The 16789-nt window shown below is 63.6% G+C and carries 4 protein-coding genes and 1 pseudogene; all 5 read right to left on the reverse strand.

Going from position 1 to position 16789, the window contains the following annotated elements:
- Positions 1–393: 393 nt before the first annotated feature.
- Positions 394–1983: a YadA family autotransporter adhesin gene (locus tag Bsp3421_RS21200; RefSeq protein ID WP_274003142.1), complete on the reverse strand. Its 1590-nt coding sequence runs from the start codon at positions 1981–1983 to the stop codon at positions 394–396.
- Positions 1984–3014: 1031 nt separating this feature from the next.
- Positions 3015–5402, reverse strand: a complete 2388-nt coding sequence (locus Bsp3421_RS21205; RefSeq protein ID WP_274003144.1) for an RICIN domain-containing protein — start codon at positions 5400–5402, stop codon at positions 3015–3017.
- 457 nt (positions 5403–5859) lie between these two features.
- Complete coding sequence (locus Bsp3421_RS21210; protein ID WP_274003147.1) at positions 5860–6462, reverse strand: hypothetical protein; 603 nt, start codon at positions 6460–6462, stop codon at positions 5860–5862.
- A 135-nt stretch (positions 6463–6597) separates the two neighbouring features.
- The gene (locus Bsp3421_RS21215) at positions 6598–7308 is read right to left on the reverse strand and encodes an OmpA family protein (RefSeq protein WP_274003150.1); all 711 of its coding nucleotides are present in this window, start codon (positions 7306–7308) and stop codon (positions 6598–6600) included.
- 102 nt (positions 7309–7410) lie between these two features.
- Positions 7411–16491: pseudogene (locus Bsp3421_RS21220) on the reverse strand (hypothetical protein); the annotation flags it as partial.
- Between the last annotated feature and the right edge of the window lie 298 nt (positions 16492–16789).

Below are 16789 nucleotides of genomic sequence, written 5' to 3' on the forward strand. Positions count from 1 at the left end.
TGGGTTTCCTCGTTGTTTGAACACGCCAAGCTATTCATCCTGGCGGTTTCAAATTCTCCATCGTCGTCGCATCTGATTTGATCGGCGCGCTGGCACTTCACGAATGCATTTCTTTGGTTTGCCCGCCCGCTCATCTGTCGGAACAGCTTGAAACGAGCGGAGCCGGTTTTATAACCGGCCCCTACTCTTATGCCTTCCAAGCAAGAGGCTATGCCCGGTGTTTCAGGAGGCGGCTTCGTTTTCCCAATGAACACCACCGGCACTTGCTCGCAGCAGGCTCGGCGGCTCGGGCCGGCATTTGCGGCGTTTTCACCCTGCTCCTGTCGCGCCTGATGCCACGGCCGTCAGACAAACGCGGCAATGCGTAAAGACAACCGCCCTTCGTCCGAGTTGTCACCATGAATATCCAATGCCGCCGTTAACCATCGCGCGAGATCCATTTACCGTACCGACACCAAGCTTGACGATGGTATTCTCGGTCAGTCGCGCGCTCCCACCTATCGCGACGGCCGTGTAACCTCCGTAGTTGCTGAATCCCGCGCCCATTGAAATGGTTTTTCCTGTATCAACTTGCGGCAGACCGGCCAAAGCGCCTGCGATGGCAATCCCGGAGTAAGCGTTGCGTGTAACATCCGATACGCTTTGCTGTAACGCCCCGACGCGTTGATCCGTGTACGAATTTGCCGCCGCCTGCGTAGCATTCAATTGATTCAGATTGACTGCATCGGTACCCTGCGTACCGGGCGCGACGTTGATGATCTGCCGCGGCTGCGTGTCGCTGCCGACCGATACGACATTCGAGCGGCCGCCGTTCGTCGAATTTGCGCCGACCGCCACCGAGTTCGAGCCGGCGGTGACGGTCGGCTGGTCCGAGCCCGTGCCGTTCATGTCGGCCGCGATGCCCGATGATTTCTGCGCAAGCGTCGTGTTGTTGAGCGAGGTCGAAAGCGACGTCAACTGGTTGTTGATGTTCGACACCCCGGTCGACAACGAACCGATGCTGGTCGACGTGGAACTGGACAACTGCGCCACCGTGCTGTTGGTCGCGTTCAGGCTCGTGGACAGCGAACTGACCCCTGTCGACAGCGAGCTGATGCTGGTCGACGTCGACGTCGACAGGCTGTTGAGGGCCTGGTTCGTCGCGTTCAGCTGGCTGCCGTTGACCGCATCCGTGCTGGTCGCGGAGACCCGGCCGGCGGCGACATTGGTGATCTGGCGCTCCGCGCCCGGTGCGCCCACGCTCACGACGCTCGTCGGCAAAATGCCCGCGAAGCCGTACGAGATGCCGCCGATCATCGCGCTGGCCGTCGGGTTCGGCGCGGCCGTGACCGAGCCGGAGCCCAAAGCAACCGCGTTCGCATTGGCGGCCGTAGCACCTTGGCCAATAGCCGTGGCTGAAGTGGCGGAAACATTTGCCTGTGAGCCAAGCGCCGTACCATTGTCTCCTGTCGCAGTTACAACGGCATACTGGCCAAGCGCAGTTGCATTGGTGGCGAGCGCATTTGCCTGATAACCTACCGCTGTCGCAGCGGATTCCGAGGCATAGGAAAGCGTTCCAAGTGCAACAGAAAATGTGTTACTTGCAGTTGCTTGATCCCCAAGCGCTGTCGACGCGAAACCACTTGCGGTGTTGAGGTAACCAACCGCGACTGCGAGTGAGCCCGTGGCGCTGGAATTCAAGCCCATAGCGATTGCCTGGGTCTGGTTTGCCACCGCCCCGTTGCCGATTGCGATAGTATTTGCGGCCGAGGCATTCGGTCCCGTGCCAGAATTTGAACCGATTGCTATTGCCTGTGCAACGGCCGAACCGCCAGACGGAGCGTATTGCGCGAGCGCATTACCTTGAGCGATCACAAACAAAGCGATTGCGGTGGCAGCGGCAACGGCCGACTTGTTCGGCTTCCCCCGCGCAGCATCCAGTTCCGACGCGGCCACCCACGCCCCAAGCGACTCATTCCACATCGTCCGGTATGACTTATTCATCTCGACTACTCCATCGAATCATGCGTTATCTCACGCCCAGGCGTGGATTACGTGCATCGTAAAAATATTGGCTAATTTTAAAATCAGAGCGACGGCACGACTCTTGAGGATGTGCCATATCCTGCTCTCAAACTCAAACCATCAGATGCGAAGTAAGAGAGATGGATACGGCTCGCGTCGATCAAAAAATAATCAAATCAATCAAATCGATTAAAATCAAATCAGCCAACTCGGTTAGAATTGATCGCATCATATTTGAGAGTTGTTTTTAAAAACAAAACTTTTGTCACATATTTAATAAGAAATGTTAGTACCGAGGTGCGCATCGGAATTTCGCCTCGACCCCACGTGTAGAAGCCCTGCATTGACGAGTGATTTGGATTCAACAAAGATGCTCTTTCCTTGAAGGTCTGACGGTATGTCAATGGTCAAGGCATTGGCAGCCGGGGCTCGGCGCTCGAATCGAAAGGACAACCGTGGAGGCAATGGGGGGGCGCCATGGAAGCGGATGGCATAGACGGCAATCCGGGCGGCAAATCAACAATGGCGCATGCGCTTTGTGACGATCGACCCGGTGGACCAGCTGTGCAACATCAATAGGTCGTATCAATGACTCATCCGGACTAAGCCCGGATGACTGGAAATCGCCGAACACCCAATCTTTCGGGAATGCACTTTCACGCGTCGACTCGAAATGCTTCAGGGGAACACCGAATCGGGTTCGAGCGCGCCCCAATCACGGGGTGGCCGCGCCAACCGTGTGCAAATGGCTTGAACGCTACCCGGCCGCCTTCAGCTGGCGCCAGGCAGAAGCCTTATAACGAGACCTCTCGTTCTTCGCGCTCCATTGCCCCGGCGCCTGCCTTGTTGATCGTGAAATTGCGCCGGCAGCGTTTGACAGCGTGAGATCGCCCGGCAGGTGGGTGCGTCTGCCTCGACTGTCAACCAGCCTGGCAACCAATCTGAATGAAGGCCCGGCCGTCCAGACCTGACCTTCATCCGCGAGCATCACGCCGAGACAGCCGACCGCATCAACCGATCTTGATCGCTTTCGACACGCTCGGCACGCCGTTCGCATCGAGTGCGAACAGCATGTAGTAGCCCGGTAGCACGACGCCCGCATCCGCCGGAATCGTCAGTTGGTACGCCGTGCCGCTCGACGCCGCGATCGCGAGCGGAATCCGGCGCTGATCGTTGTTAACCGTATGCGTGATCGACGCCATCCGCATCAGCACGAACGACGAGACCGCGCCCTGCGTCGACACCGCGATCGTCGTGCCGTGCGTCGTGCTGGCGGGCGCCGACACGATCGTCGGGCGCGCGGCCGGCGTGCCGTCCGCGTTGAGCAGATACGGCGGCGTCAGGATTTCCGCGTTCAGGTGATTGGCCGCGCAGCCCGCGCCGCACTGGCCGCCGCCGCCCGAGAACACGCGCCCGTCCGCCATCAGGATCGCCGTGCTGTGATAGGTGCGCGGCGTCTGCATCGGCTTGAGCAGGTTGAAGCGCTGCGTGGCCGGATCCCAGATCTCCGGCACCAGTACGGCCGTCGAATCGGTGAACGGCACCGCCACGCTCTGGCCGCCGATGATCACAATGCTGCCGTTCGGCAGGATCACGCTGCTCGCGAACCCGCGCTGATAGGTCATGCCATTGATGCGCTTCACGCCGACCGCCTGGTTCGGGCCGCGCGTGATGTCGATCATGTACGCCGCGTTCGACGCATAGTTCGGCACCGTGCCATGCTGCTCATACGACTTCGCACCACCCGTCTTCAGGATCTGGCCGACGTCGTAAAGTGACGCGTTGCCGTTGATCGCGAACGGATCGACGCCGCGTTTGCCGGCCGACTGGATCGAACCGCTGCCGTTCGTCGAGATCCAGTTCATCTGCGAACTGGGCCCCGCGTGGAACACGCTGCCGTTCGATTGCGCGAACAGCCACGGATGGTTGTCGCCGCGCGCCACGCCCGCCGGATCGGGGCCGATGATGTTGGTTTCCGGCACGCCGGACAGCACCGTCCAGCTTCCGCCATTGGTCCAGACCTCCCCGTTCTTGCCGCCGGAACCGCCGCTCCACGAGCCGCCCAGCGTCAGCACCGAGCCCGTCGACAGCACCGTGTCGCCCTCGTAACCGCGCGGAATGTTCATCCGCGCGGCGGTACTCCAGGCATTGGTCGACCAGTCATAAAGCGAGGTTCTCGGGCTGCTGTCGCCGCCGTTCACGAGCAGCCGGCCGTCGGACAACATCGCGGTGCCCGGACAGAACATGTCGGCGCCCGCCGAGGTTTCGATGAATTGCGTGGCTGTATTGGTCGCGGGGTCGAACACGGCCGTGTACGTCTGGGTCGCATTACCGCCGACGTCGCCCTGGAAAGTGAACGGCTGATTGGACGACCACATCACGAGCTTGCCCGCCGGCGTATTGGCGAGGCCGATCGGATTCACCGGCAACGGAATCACCGCGCTCCACGCGGACGGCAGCGTGACCGGGAACGTCTGCGGCAACGTCAGCAGGAACTGGTCGTTCAGCGCGGTCGCGCTTTGGCAGGGCCACTGGACGATCAGCGCGCCATCGGCTTTCGAACCGCCGTTCACGGCCGCGCACATTCCGCTGAGCGCGGACACCAGCCGGTAACGTCCGTTGACGGGCAGGACTGTCCATTGCCCATTCAGCCTGGTATCGCCGCATGCCCACGGAATCACTGTCGCGCCAGCCGCGAGACTGTTGCCGTTCACGGCAAGACACTTGCCGGTGTTCGACACGATCTGATAACCGCTGCCCGCCGGCATGAAGCTCCAACTGGTGCTGCCCTGGCTGTTGCATGCGCCTTGCACGGCGGTATTGCCGTTCTCCACCATGCAGCGCCCGCTGTGGGCGGCCACCACGTTGGTGGCCGCCTGCACGGGCAGGTAGAGGTTGAACTGATCGTTCAGCGCGGTCGCGCTCTGGCAGGGCCACTGGACCAGCTGCGCCCCATCGGCATTCGAGCCGCCGTTCACGGCCGCGCACATCGCGCTGACCGCCGATACCAGCCGGTAGCTGGCGCCGACCGCGAGGAACGTCCATTGCCCGTTCAGCCCCGTGTCGCTGCATGCCCACTGAACCAGTGTCGTGCCGGCCTTGCTGCCGCCACCGTTCACCGCGAGACACAGCCCCGTGCCTTGCAGCACGACGTGATAGCGATTGCCGGCCACCGGCACCAATGCCCAGGTGGTATTGGCACTCCCCGAGCAGGAAGTCTGGACGATGACCGCGCCGGCGGTCGACGCATTGCCCGCGCTCGACAGGCAGAGCCCGCTGCTCGCGGACACGATATCCGTGTAGGACGGCACCCCGGCCGCTCGCGCGCCCGTGGACAACAACAGTGCGCAGGCAAGCGCGACGAGCCAGGCCCACCCCCGGCGCCAATCGTTTTTCATGAGCCACTCCGTAGCTTGTTGGAATAGCTCGAATAAATACGATAATGCAGGACAGCCAACTGTTCGTTGTATGACCGAGCGTCGGAGGATTGATTGAATGATGCGCCCTGACGCGAATCGTGCAGCCGAACGGAAAGTCAGTTCTCTTATTCCGTCGATCAAGGGGAACTTGATGAAGCGGCGCTGCGCCGACGAACAGATCATCCGTATCCCCTGGGAGGCTCACAATCCATGAGCGACCTGTGACGGATTCTTGCTGCGTAAACAACGAATACCGGTCCATAAATGGCGAAAGCCTCAGTGGGGAAACTGAGGCTTTCTGGGCTACATCGTCTCCCGCACGAGTCGATCAGCTTGGAATCCAGTGTAAGAGATCGCTCCGGCCGGAATGTGAACCTTCGTCACATGGGCCGCTCGATTCCGCATGGCGTGCAAGCCAAGGTCGTGCGGCGAGGCATCATTGCGTGGCCCCCCACCGGTATTGCACTTGCCGGCGCACGATCACGCAGGCGGGCGGCGTATCGACCAGCGTCACCGTCTCGCGCGGCCGGCTCGGCTCGGTATAGACCGTCACGGCTTTCACGAGCGGCGTGCCCCGATAACCGGGCAGTTCCGAATGAGCATACTCCCGGCACGACTGCGTCGAACTCGAGATCCGCTCGACCAGGATCGTGCAGCCGCCGCTCGGCGCCGGCACGGTGGTCAGCGACAACACCGCCGAGGTATTCGGGTATTCCAGCCCCGACAGCGCAAACAGGGGCTCGTTGTCCGGATCGCCGCGATCCCAATCGAGCGCCACGTCCGCATGCCGGGTATTCGCGAACATGCGGGTCGACACCTGATCCACCGCCGCGTAGCAGCGCCGGACCCCGACCGCCTGCGCCGCCTTCGCGAGCACCGTGGCCGTCGGCGGACTCGCCGGCGGCAGCATGGATTCGGGCTCCCCCGCGAACGACTGGACGGGTTGGACGAACCACGCTGCCGCGAACAAAACGCACGCGACAGCGCACCCCAGCTGGCTTGTACGGAACCGTTGTTCCTTGCCTACGTGCTTCCCCATCACCGGCTGCCTCCTTGGAAAAGGGCTGGCATCGAGATGTGACGGCCCCTGCCACGAAAATACCGCTTATCGGACAAACATGCCTAGGAAAATATTCGTCCCGTCACAAGCCAGTGGCGCGCGGTCAGGCATGGCTTATTGCTTGTCGATATCGAGCAGCACGTCAACCCGGCGATTGCTCGCCCGCCCCGCCGCCGTCGCGTTCGAAGCAACCGGGTTGGCCTCGCCATAACCCCGGCCGGCAAACTTGCCGGCCTGCAATCCGTGGTCCCGCAGATAAGCCAATACCGCTTGGGCCCGGCGTTCGGACAGATCCAGATTGTAGACGTCGGAGCCGACGGAATCGGTATAGCCGTTGACCGTCACCGTCCTGATCGAGGTGCCGCGCGCATCGCCAATCAACTGGTCCAGTCGCACGCGGGCGGCCGGCGTCAGGTTCGCCTGCGCCGTATCGAAGTTGGCATCGACGTTGAGCGTCGTGATTGCCTTCGGCATCGGCGCAACGGCGGCCGGTGCGGCCGGCGCGGCTGCCGCGGGAAGCACGGAAGGCTTTGCTCGCGGCGCGCCGCATTGGAACAGCAGATTCCGGGTGTCCGGCTGACCGCCTGACGTGGCGCCCAGCAGCGACTGCCCCTCCAGCGCCGTGACAGGCTTATCCTTGCAGATCGCCTCCGCTGCCTTGCGGCACGAACCGGGGCCTTCCAGCAGGCCGTAGCAGGTGACTCGATACGCTTGCACGCCGTCCGGCATCGACACCGAATAGGCGGTGTGAGTCGGGCTCGAGAAGGTTGTGCAACCGACGAGCGCCGTGGCGCCCAGCAGTACGGCTCGTTTTGCGTTGAACATGATGTCCCTCTTACTGTTCCTGTGTTTGACGTTCCGATTCATATCCGGATGACGCTGAGATGCAGCGCGTCCGGACCGAACCGCATCCGGACGCGCCGCGCATTACCACTGATAACCCGCGCCGATGCCGTACGTGTAGCCGGCGCTGCTGCCGCTCACCCCGCCCTTCAGCTTGAGGTTGTCCGTCAGACGCGCCGTGAAGCCGATCGCCACGGCGCTGTAGCCCTGGTAGCTGCCGCCGCCGATGCCCACGGCGATCGTCTTGCCGACGTCGACGTCCGGAATCATCGTCAGCGCGGTCGCCGCCGCGACGCCCGAGTACGCCGTGCGGGCGACGTTGTTCACGCTCGACTGCACCGCGTTCAACTGGGACATGTTCACCGCGTCGGTCGGGTTCACGCCCGCCGCGACATTGGTGATGCGGCGTTCACTTCCCGGCGCGCCGACCGAGACCGTATTGGCCTGGTCCGCCACCGAGTTCGCGCCGAGCGCCACCGCGCCAGCCGCCGAGGCGGTCGCCCCCTTGCCGATCGCCGTGCCGTTCGCGGCCGACACCACCGCGCTCGCACCGATCACCGTGCCGCCGTCCGCGCTCGCGTTCGCACCGTTGCCGAGCGCGACGCTGTTGGCGCCGGAAGCCAGTGCGTTCGGACCGAGCGCCATCGCGTTCATGCCGGTCGCGCCGTTGTTGTTGTAGTTGCCCTGCTGCGCACCGCCGTCGTTGATGCTGTAGTAGGTGCTGCTGGGGCCCGTCACGGTCGAAGTCGACAGCGTGATGAGGGACGTGGACAGCGACGACTGGCTGGTCGACAGCGAGGTGATGTCCGACCTCGTCGAGGTCGACAGGCTGTTGATCGCTTCGATCGCCGTATAAAGCTGCGAGCCGTTGATCGCGTCCGTGCTCGACGAGGTCACCTGACCGGCCGCCACGTTCGTGATCTGACGTTCCGCGCCCGGCGCGCCCACGCTCACCACGCCCACCGGCGCCGTGCCTGCGTAGTTGTACGTCACCCCGCCGACCGTGCTCGTGGCCGTCGGCGTTGCCGCCGCCGTCACCGAGTTCGAGCCCAGCGCCACGCTGTTCGCGATGCTGGCGACTGCGTTCTGACCCAGGGCGACCGAACCGGCTGCGCTGGCGTTCGAACCATCGCCCACCGCCACCGCGCTTGCGCCCGCTGCCGTGGCGTTCGTGCCTGCCGCCAGCGCGTTGATGCCCGTCGCGCCGTCATTGGCGTAGTTGCCCTGCTGCGTGCCGTTGTCGTTGACGCTGTAGTAATGCGTCTTCGACGCATTGATGGCGGTCGACACCGAGGTCGACAGCGACGAGATCGAACTGGTCGCGGTCGACAAGCCGGTCGACAGCGAACCGATCGAGCTGGTGGCCGACGACAGGCCGGTCGACAGCGAACCGATCGAGCTGGTGGCCGACGACAAGCCGGTCGACAGCGAGCCGATCGAGCTGGTGGCCGACGACAGGCCAGTCGACGTCGAGGTCGACAGGCTGTTGATCGCCGTGTTCGCCGCGAACAGCTGCGAACCGTTGATCGCGTCCGTGCTCGTTGCCGTCACCCGACCCGCTGCAACGTTCGTGATCTGGCGTTCTGCGCCCGGCGCGCCCACGCTCACCACGCCTGCCGGCGTCGTACCTGCGTAGTTGTAGGTCACCCCGCCGATCGTGCCCGTGGCCGTCGGGTTGGCTGCCGCCGTCACCGAGTTCGAACCCAGCGCCACGCTGTTCGCGATGCTGGAGACTGCGTTCTGACCCAGGGCGACCGAACCGGCCGCGCTGGCGTTCGAACCATCGCCCACCGCCACCGCGCTTGCGCCCGCTGCCGTCGCGTTCGTCCCTGCTGCCAGCGCGTTGATGCCCGTCGCGCCGTCGTTGTTGTAGTTACCCTGCTGCGTGCCGTTGTCGTTCACGCTGTAGTAGTGCGTCTTTGCCGCGTTGACGGCGGTCGACAGCGACGAAATGCCGGTCGACGTCGAGGTGGACAGCGACGCGATCGAGCTGGTTGCGGTCGACAGGCCCGTCGAGGTCGAGGTCGACAACGAGGTAACCGTGCTGTTCGTCGTGGACAAGCCCGTCGACAGCGACGAGATGCCGGTCGACGTCGAGGTGGACAGCGATGCGATCGAACTGGTCGCGGACGACAGACCCGTCGAGGTCGAGGTCGACAGCGATGCGATCGAACTCGTCGCCGACGACAGGCCCGTCGAGGTCGAGGTCGACAACGAGGCGATCGAACTGGTCGCGGACGACAGGCCCGTCGAGGTCGAGGTCGACAACGAGGCAACCGTGCTGTCCGTCGTGGACAAGCCCGTCGACAGCGACGAGATGCCGGTTGAGGTCGAAGTCGACAGCGATGCGATCGAGCTGGTCGCCGACGACAGGCCGGTCGACGTCGAGGTCGACAGGCTGTTGATCGCCGTATTCGTCGCGAACAGTTGCGAACCGTTGATCGCGTCCGTGCTCGTCGCGGTCACCTGACCCGCTGCAACGTTCGTGATCTGGCGTTCCGCACCCGGCGCGCCCACGCTCACCACACCCACCGGCGTCGTGCCTGCGTAGTTGTACGTCACCCCGCCGACCGTGCCCGTGGCCGTCGGGTTGGCTGCCGCCGTCACCGAGTTCGAGCCCAGCGCCACGCTGTTCGCGACGCTGGCGACTGCGTTCTGACCCAGGGCGACCGAACCGGCCGCGCTGGCGTTCGAACCATCGCCCACCGCCACCGCGCTTGCGCCCGCTGCCGTCGCGTTCGTCCCTGCTGCCAGCGCGTTGATGCCCGTCGCGCCGTCGTTGTTGTAGTTGCCCTGCTGCGTGCCGTTGTCGTTCACGCTGTAGTAGTGCGTCTTTGCCGCGTTGACAGCGGTCGACAGCGACGAGATGCCGGTCGAGGTCGACGTGGACAGCGACGAGATCGAGCTGGTTGCCGTCGACAGACCCGTCGACGTCGACGTCGACAGCGAAGCAACGGTGCTGTCTGTCGTGGACAAGCCCGTCGACAGCGACGAGATGCCAGTCGACGTCGAGGTGGACAGCGATGCGATCGAGCTGGTTGCCGTCGACAGACCCGTCGAGGTCGAACTCGACAGCGATGCGATCGAACTCGTCGCCGACGACAGGCCCGTCGAGGTCGAGGTCGACAACGAGGCGATCGAACTGGTCGCGGACGACAGGCCCGTCGAGGTCGAGGTCGACAACGAGGCAACCGTGCTGTCCGTCGTGGACAAGCCCGTCGACAGCGACGAGATGCCGGTTGAGGTCGAAGTCGACAGCGATGCGATCGAGCTGGTCGCCGACGACAGGCCGGTCGACGTCGAGGTCGACAGGCTGTTGATCGCCGTATTCGTGGCGAACAGCTGCGAACCGTTGATCGCGTCCGTGCTCGTCGCGGTCACCTGACCGGCCGCCACGTTCGTGATCTGGCGTTCCGCACCCGGCGCGCCCACGCTCACCACACCCGCCGGCGTCGTGCCTGCGTAGTTGTACGTCACCCCGCCGACCGTGCCCGTGGCCGTCGGGTTGGCTGCCGCCGTCACCGAGTTCGAGCCCAGCGCCACGCTGTTCGCGACGCTGGCGACTGCGTTCTGACCCAGTGCGACCGAACCGGCCGCGCTGGCGTTCGAACCATCGCCCACCGCCACCGCGCTTGCGCCCGCTGCCGTCGCGTTCGTCCCTGCTGCCAGCGCGTTGATGCCCGTCGCGCCGTCGTTGTTGTAGTTGCCCTGCTGCGTGCCGTTGTCGTTCACGCTGTAATAGTGCGTCTTCGCCGCGTTGACAGCGGTCGACAGCGATGAGATGCCAGTCGAGGTCGACGTGGACAGCGACGAGATCGAGCTGGTTGCGGTCGACAAGCCCGTCGAGGTCGAGGTCGACAGCGAGGCAACCGTGCTGTTCGTCGTGGACAAGCCCGTCGACAGCGACGAGATGCCGGTCGACGTCGAGGTCGACAGCGATGCGATCGAGCTGTTTGCGGTCGACAGACCGGTCGACGTCGAGGTCGACAACGAGGCAACCGTGCTGTCCGTCGTGGACAAGCCCGTTGACAGCGACGAGATACCGGTCGAGGTCGAGGTCGACAACGAGGCAACCGTGCTATTCGTCGTGGACAAGCCCGTCGACAGCGACGAGATACCGGTCGACGTCGAGGTGGACAGCGATGCGATCGAGCTGTTCGCCGACGACAGGCCAGTCGACGTCGAGGTCGACAGGCTGTTGATCGCCGTATTCGTCGCGAACAGTTGCGAACCGTTGATCGCGTCCGTGCTCGTCGCGGTCACCTGACCTGCCGCCACGTTCGTGATCTGGCGTTCCGCACCCGGCGCGCCCACGCTCACCACGCCGACCGGCGTCGTGCCTGCGTAGTTGTACGTCACCCCGCCGACCGTGCCCGTGGCCGTCGGGTTGGCCGCCGCCGTCACCGAGTTCGAGCCCAGCGCCACGCTGTTTGCGACGCTGGCGACTGCGTTCTGACCCAGGGCGACCGAACCGGCCGCGCTGGCGTTCGAACCATCGCCCACCGCCACCGCGCTTGCGCCCGCTGCCGTCGCGTTCGTCCCTGCTGCCAGCGCGTTGATGCCCGTCGCGCCGTCGTTGTTGTAGTTGCCCTGCTGCGTGCCGTTGTCGTTGACGCTGTAGTAGTGCGTCTTCGACGCGTTGACAGCGGTCGACAGCGACGAGATCGAGCTGTTTGCGGTCGACAGGCCCGTCGAAGTCGAGGTCGACAGCGAAGCAAGGTTGCTATCCGTCGTGGACAAGCCCGTCGACAGTGACGAGATGCCGGTCGACGTCGAGGTCGACAGCGAGGCAACCGTGCTGTTCGTCGTGGACAAACCCGTCGACAGCGACGAGATGCCGGTTGAGGTCGACGTCGACAGCGATGCGATCGAGCTGGTCGCCGACGACAGGCCAGTCGACGTCGAGGTCGACAGGCTGTTGATCGCCGTGTTCGCCGCGAACAGCTGCGAGCCGTTGATCGCGTCCGTGCTCGTCGCGGTCACCTGACCCGCTGCAACGTTCGTGATCTGGCGTTCTGCGCCCGGCGCGCCCACGCTCACCACACCTGCCGGCGTCGTGCCTGCGTAGTTGTACGTCGTTCCGCCGATCGTACCCGTTGCCGTGGGGTTGGCTGCCGCCGTCACCGAGTTCGAGCCCAGCGCCACGCTGTTCGCGATGCTGGCGACTGCGTTCTGACCCAGGGCGACCGAACCGGCCGCGCTGGCGTTCGAACCGTCGCCCACCGCCACCGCGCTCGCGCCCGCTGCCGTCGCGTTCGTCCCTGCTGCCAGCGCGTTGATGCCCGTCGCGCCGTCGTTGTTGTAGTTGCCCTGCTGCGTGCCGTTGTCGTTCACGCTGTAGTAATGCGTCTTCGATGCGTTGACGGCAGTCGACGTCGAGGTCGACAGCGAGGCAATTGAACTATCCGCCGTCGACAAGCCGGTCGACAGCGAACCAATGGAGCTGGTGGCCGACGACAGACCCGTCGACAGTGAGCCGATCGAGCTGTTCGCCGACGACAGGCCGGTCGACGTCGAGGTCGACAGGCTGTTGATCGCCGTGTTCGCCGCGAACAGCTGCGAACCGTTGATCGCGTCCGTGCTCGTCGCCGTCACCTGACCGGCCGCCACGTTCGTGATCTGGCGTTCCGCACCCGGCGCGCCCACGCTCACCACACCCGCCGGCGTCGTGCCTGCGTAGTTGTACGTCACCCCGCCGACCGTGCCCGTGGCCGTCGGGTTGGCTGCCGCCGTCACCGAGTTCGAGCCCAGCGCCACGCTGTTCGCGACGCTGGCGACTGCGTTCTGACCCAGGGCGACCGAACCGGCCGCGCTGGCGTTCGAACCGTCGCCCACCGCCACCGCGCTCGCGCCCGCTGCCGTCGCGTTCGTCCCTGCTGCCAGCGCGTTGATGCCCGTTGCGCCGTCGTTGTTGTAGTTGCCCTGCTGCGTGCCGTTGTCGTTCACGCTGTAGTAGTGCGTCTTCGATGCGTTGACGGCAGTCGACGTCGAGGTCGACAGCGAGGCAATTGAACTATCCGCCGTCGACAAGCCGGTCGACAGCGAACCAATGGAGCTGGTGGCCGACGACAGACCCGTCGACAGTGAGCCGATCGAGCTGTTCGCCGACGACAGGCCAGTCGACGTCGAGGTCGACAGGCTGTTGATCGCCGTGTTCGCCGCGAACAGCTGCGAGCCGTTGATCGCATCCGTGCTCGTCGCCGTCACCTGACCGGCCGCCACGTTCGTGATCTGGCGTTCCGCACCCGGTGCGCCCACGCTCACCACACCTGCCGGCGTCGTGCCTGCGTAGTTGTACGTCGTCCCGCCGATCGTACCCGTTGCCGTCGGATTGGCTGCCGCCGTCACCGAGTTCGAGCCCAGCGCCACGCTGTTCGCGATGCTGGCCACTGCGTTCTGACCCAGGGCGACCGAACCGGCCGCGCTGGCGTTCGAACCATCACCCACTGCCACCGCGCTCGCGCCCGCTGCCGTCGCGTTCGTCCCTGCTGCCAGCGCGTTGATGCCCGTCGCGCCGTCGTTGTTGTAGTTGCCCTGCTGCGTGCCGTTGTCGTTGACGCTGTAATAGTGCGTCTTCGCCGCGTTGATGGCGGTCGACAGCGACGAAACGCTGGTCGACGTCGACGTCGACAACGACGTAATCGAGCTGGTCGCCGACGACAAACCCGTCGAGGTCGAGGTCGACAACGAGGCAACCGTGCTGTTCGTCGTGGACAAACCCGTCGACAGCGACGAAATGCCGGTGGACGCCGAGGTGGACAACGACGTGATCGCGCTGTTTGCGGTCGACAGGCCCGTGGACGCCGAAGTCGACAACGACGTGACGGTGCTGTTCGTCGTGGACAAGCCCGTCGACAGCGACGAGATACCGGTCGACGTCGAGGTGGACAGCGATGTAATCGCGCTGTTCGCCGACGACAAACCCGTCGACGTCGAGGTCGACAGGCTGTTGATCGCCGTGTTCGTCGCGAACAGTTGCGAGCCGTTGATCGCGTCCGTGCTCGTCGCCGTCACCTGACCCGATGCAACGTTCGTGATCTGACGTTCGGCGCCCGGTGCGCCCACGCTCACCACGCTCGCAGGCGTCGTGCCCGCGTAGTTGTACGTCGTCCCGCCGATCGTGCCCGTCGCCGTCGGATTCGACGCGGCCGTCACCGAACCGGAGCCCAGCGCGACGTCGCCTGCATTGGTCGCCACCGCGTTCGGGCCGATCGCGACACTATTCGTTCCCAACGCCTGGCTATCCGGCGCCGTCGAATTCGCGTGGAAATACTTGATGCCCTGGCTGTTGATGTTGTTGATCGCCGAACCGACATTGTTCGCCGTGCTGGTCGTGCCATTGGCGTTGTATGTCGTGTAGGCGGGCGCGCTGATCGTTCCGGTCGCCGGGTTGTAGGTCGCCCCACCGCCCAATGCCGAAGCCGTGCTGCTGCCCAGGTTGCCGGTCACGGTCGACAGTGATGCGATCGAACTGACGGCCGTCGACACGCCCGTCGACAGCGACGAAATGCCGGTCGACGTCGAGGTGGACAGCGACGTGATCGCGCTGTTCGCCGACGACAGGCCCGTGGACGTCGAAGTCGACAACGACGTCACGGTGCTGTTGGTCGTGGACAAGCCCGTCGACAGCGACGAAATGCCGGTCGACGTCGAGGTGGACAGCGACGTGATCGCGCTGTTCGCCGACGACAGGCCCGTGGACGTCGAAGTCGACAACGACGTCACGGTGCTGTTGGTCGTGGACAAGCCCGTCGACAACGACGAGATGCCGGTCGACGTCGAGGTGGACAGCGACGTGATCGCGCTGTTCGCAGATGACAGGCCCGTGGACGCCGAAGTCGACAGCGACGTCACGGTGCTGTTGGTCGTGGACAAGCCCGTCGACAACGACGAGATGCCGGTCGACGTCGAGGTGGACAGCGACGTGATCGCGCTGTTCGCCGACGACAGGCCCGTGGACGCCGAAGTCGACAGCGACGTCACCGTGCTGTTCGTCGTGGACAAGCCCGTCGACAACGACGAGATGCCGGTCGACGTCGAGGTGGACAGCGACGTGATCGCGCTATTCGCAGATGACAGGCCCGTGGACGCCGAAGTCGACAGCGACGTCACCGTGCTGTTCGTCGTGGACAAGCCCGTCGACAACGACGAGATGCCGGTCGACGTCGAGGTGGACAGCGATGCAATCGAGCTGTTCGCCGACGACAGGCCCGTCGACGCCGAAGTCGAGAGCGATGCGATCGAGCTGGTGGCCGACGACAGACCGGTCGACGTCGAAGTGGACAGGCTGTTGATTGCCGTGTTGGTCGCGAACAACTGCGAACCGTTGATCGCATCCGTGCTGGTTGCTGTCACCCGACCTGCCGCGACGTTCGTAACCTGCCGCTCGGATCCTACTGCACCCACGCTCACCACGCTGCCAGGGTTCGTGCCTGCGTAGTTATAGGTGACGCCTCCAACGGTTCCTGTCGCGGTCGGATTTGCAGCCGCCGTCACCGAACTGGAGCCCAACGCAACCGCGTTCGCATTAGCGGCCGTAGCATTTTGGCCAATGGCCGTGGCTGAAGTGGCTGAAACATTTGCCTTTGAGCCAAGCGCCATACCATCGCCTCCTGCAGCAGAAACAACGGCGGACTGGCCAAGCGCGGTTGCATTGGTTGCGGCCACATTTGCCCCAGCACCTACCGCGGTTGCGTTGGTTCCCGATGCATTTGCCTGTGTACCTAACGCTGTTGCACTGCTTCCCGATGCATAGGAAAGCGTTCCAAGTGCAACAGAATATGTGTTAGTTGCAGTTGCTTGATCCCCAAGCGCTGTCGACGCGAAACCACTTGCGGTGTTGAGGTAACCAATCGCGACTGCGAGTGAGCCAGTGGCGCTGGTATTCAAGCCTATAGCGATTGCCTGGGTCTGGTTTGCCAATGCCCCGTTGCCGATTGCGATAGCATTTGCGGCCGAGGCATTCGGTCCCGTGCCAGAATTTGAACCGATTGCTATTGCCTGTGCAACGGCCGAACCGCCAGACGGAGCGTATTGCGCGAACGCATTACCTTGAGCGACCACAAACAAAGCGATTGCCGTGGCAGCGGCAACGACCGACTTGTTCGGCTTCCCCCGAGCGGCATCCAGTTCCGACGCCGCCACCCACGCCCCAAGCGCTTCATTCCAAATAGTTCGATACGACTTATTCATTTCGATTACCTTATCGGTTCATGCGCGGTCTCACGACACTGGCGTGGGTTTTTCGCATTGCGCTAGATACTGTGCGCAGTTTTTATCAAATATATTGAAATTTGAATATTCCGGGATGTTCGGCAATGTCATTCAATCTTTTAAAATACTTGTAATTTCTTTGAAAGAATTGAATTTATGCCCCATCTCCAATCGAACCGAATGATATTTATCGGCGAGACCGACAAAGAAAACTTTTGTCACGTAAATTTATAATAAGCGTTAATTGTGA

The organism is Burkholderia sp. FERM BP-3421 (assembly GCF_028657905.1).
GTDB lineage: Bacteria > Pseudomonadota > Gammaproteobacteria > Burkholderiales > Burkholderiaceae > Burkholderia.

Bases quoted from the DNA above. Each gene is read 5' to 3' on its own strand.
- Bsp3421_RS21200 (WP_274003142.1), bottom strand. From the start codon at position 1,983: ATGAATAAGTCATACCGGACGATGTGGAATGAGTCGCTTGGGGCGTGG.
- Bsp3421_RS21205 (WP_274003144.1), bottom strand. From the start codon at position 5,402: ATGAAAAACGATTGGCGCCGGGGGTGGGCCTGGCTCGTCGCGCTTGCC.
- Bsp3421_RS21210 (WP_274003147.1), bottom strand. From the start codon at position 6,462: ATGGGGAAGCACGTAGGCAAGGAACAACGGTTCCGTACAAGCCAGCTG.
- Bsp3421_RS21215 (WP_274003150.1), bottom strand. From the start codon at position 7,308: ATGTTCAACGCAAAACGAGCCGTACTGCTGGGCGCCACGGCGCTCGTC.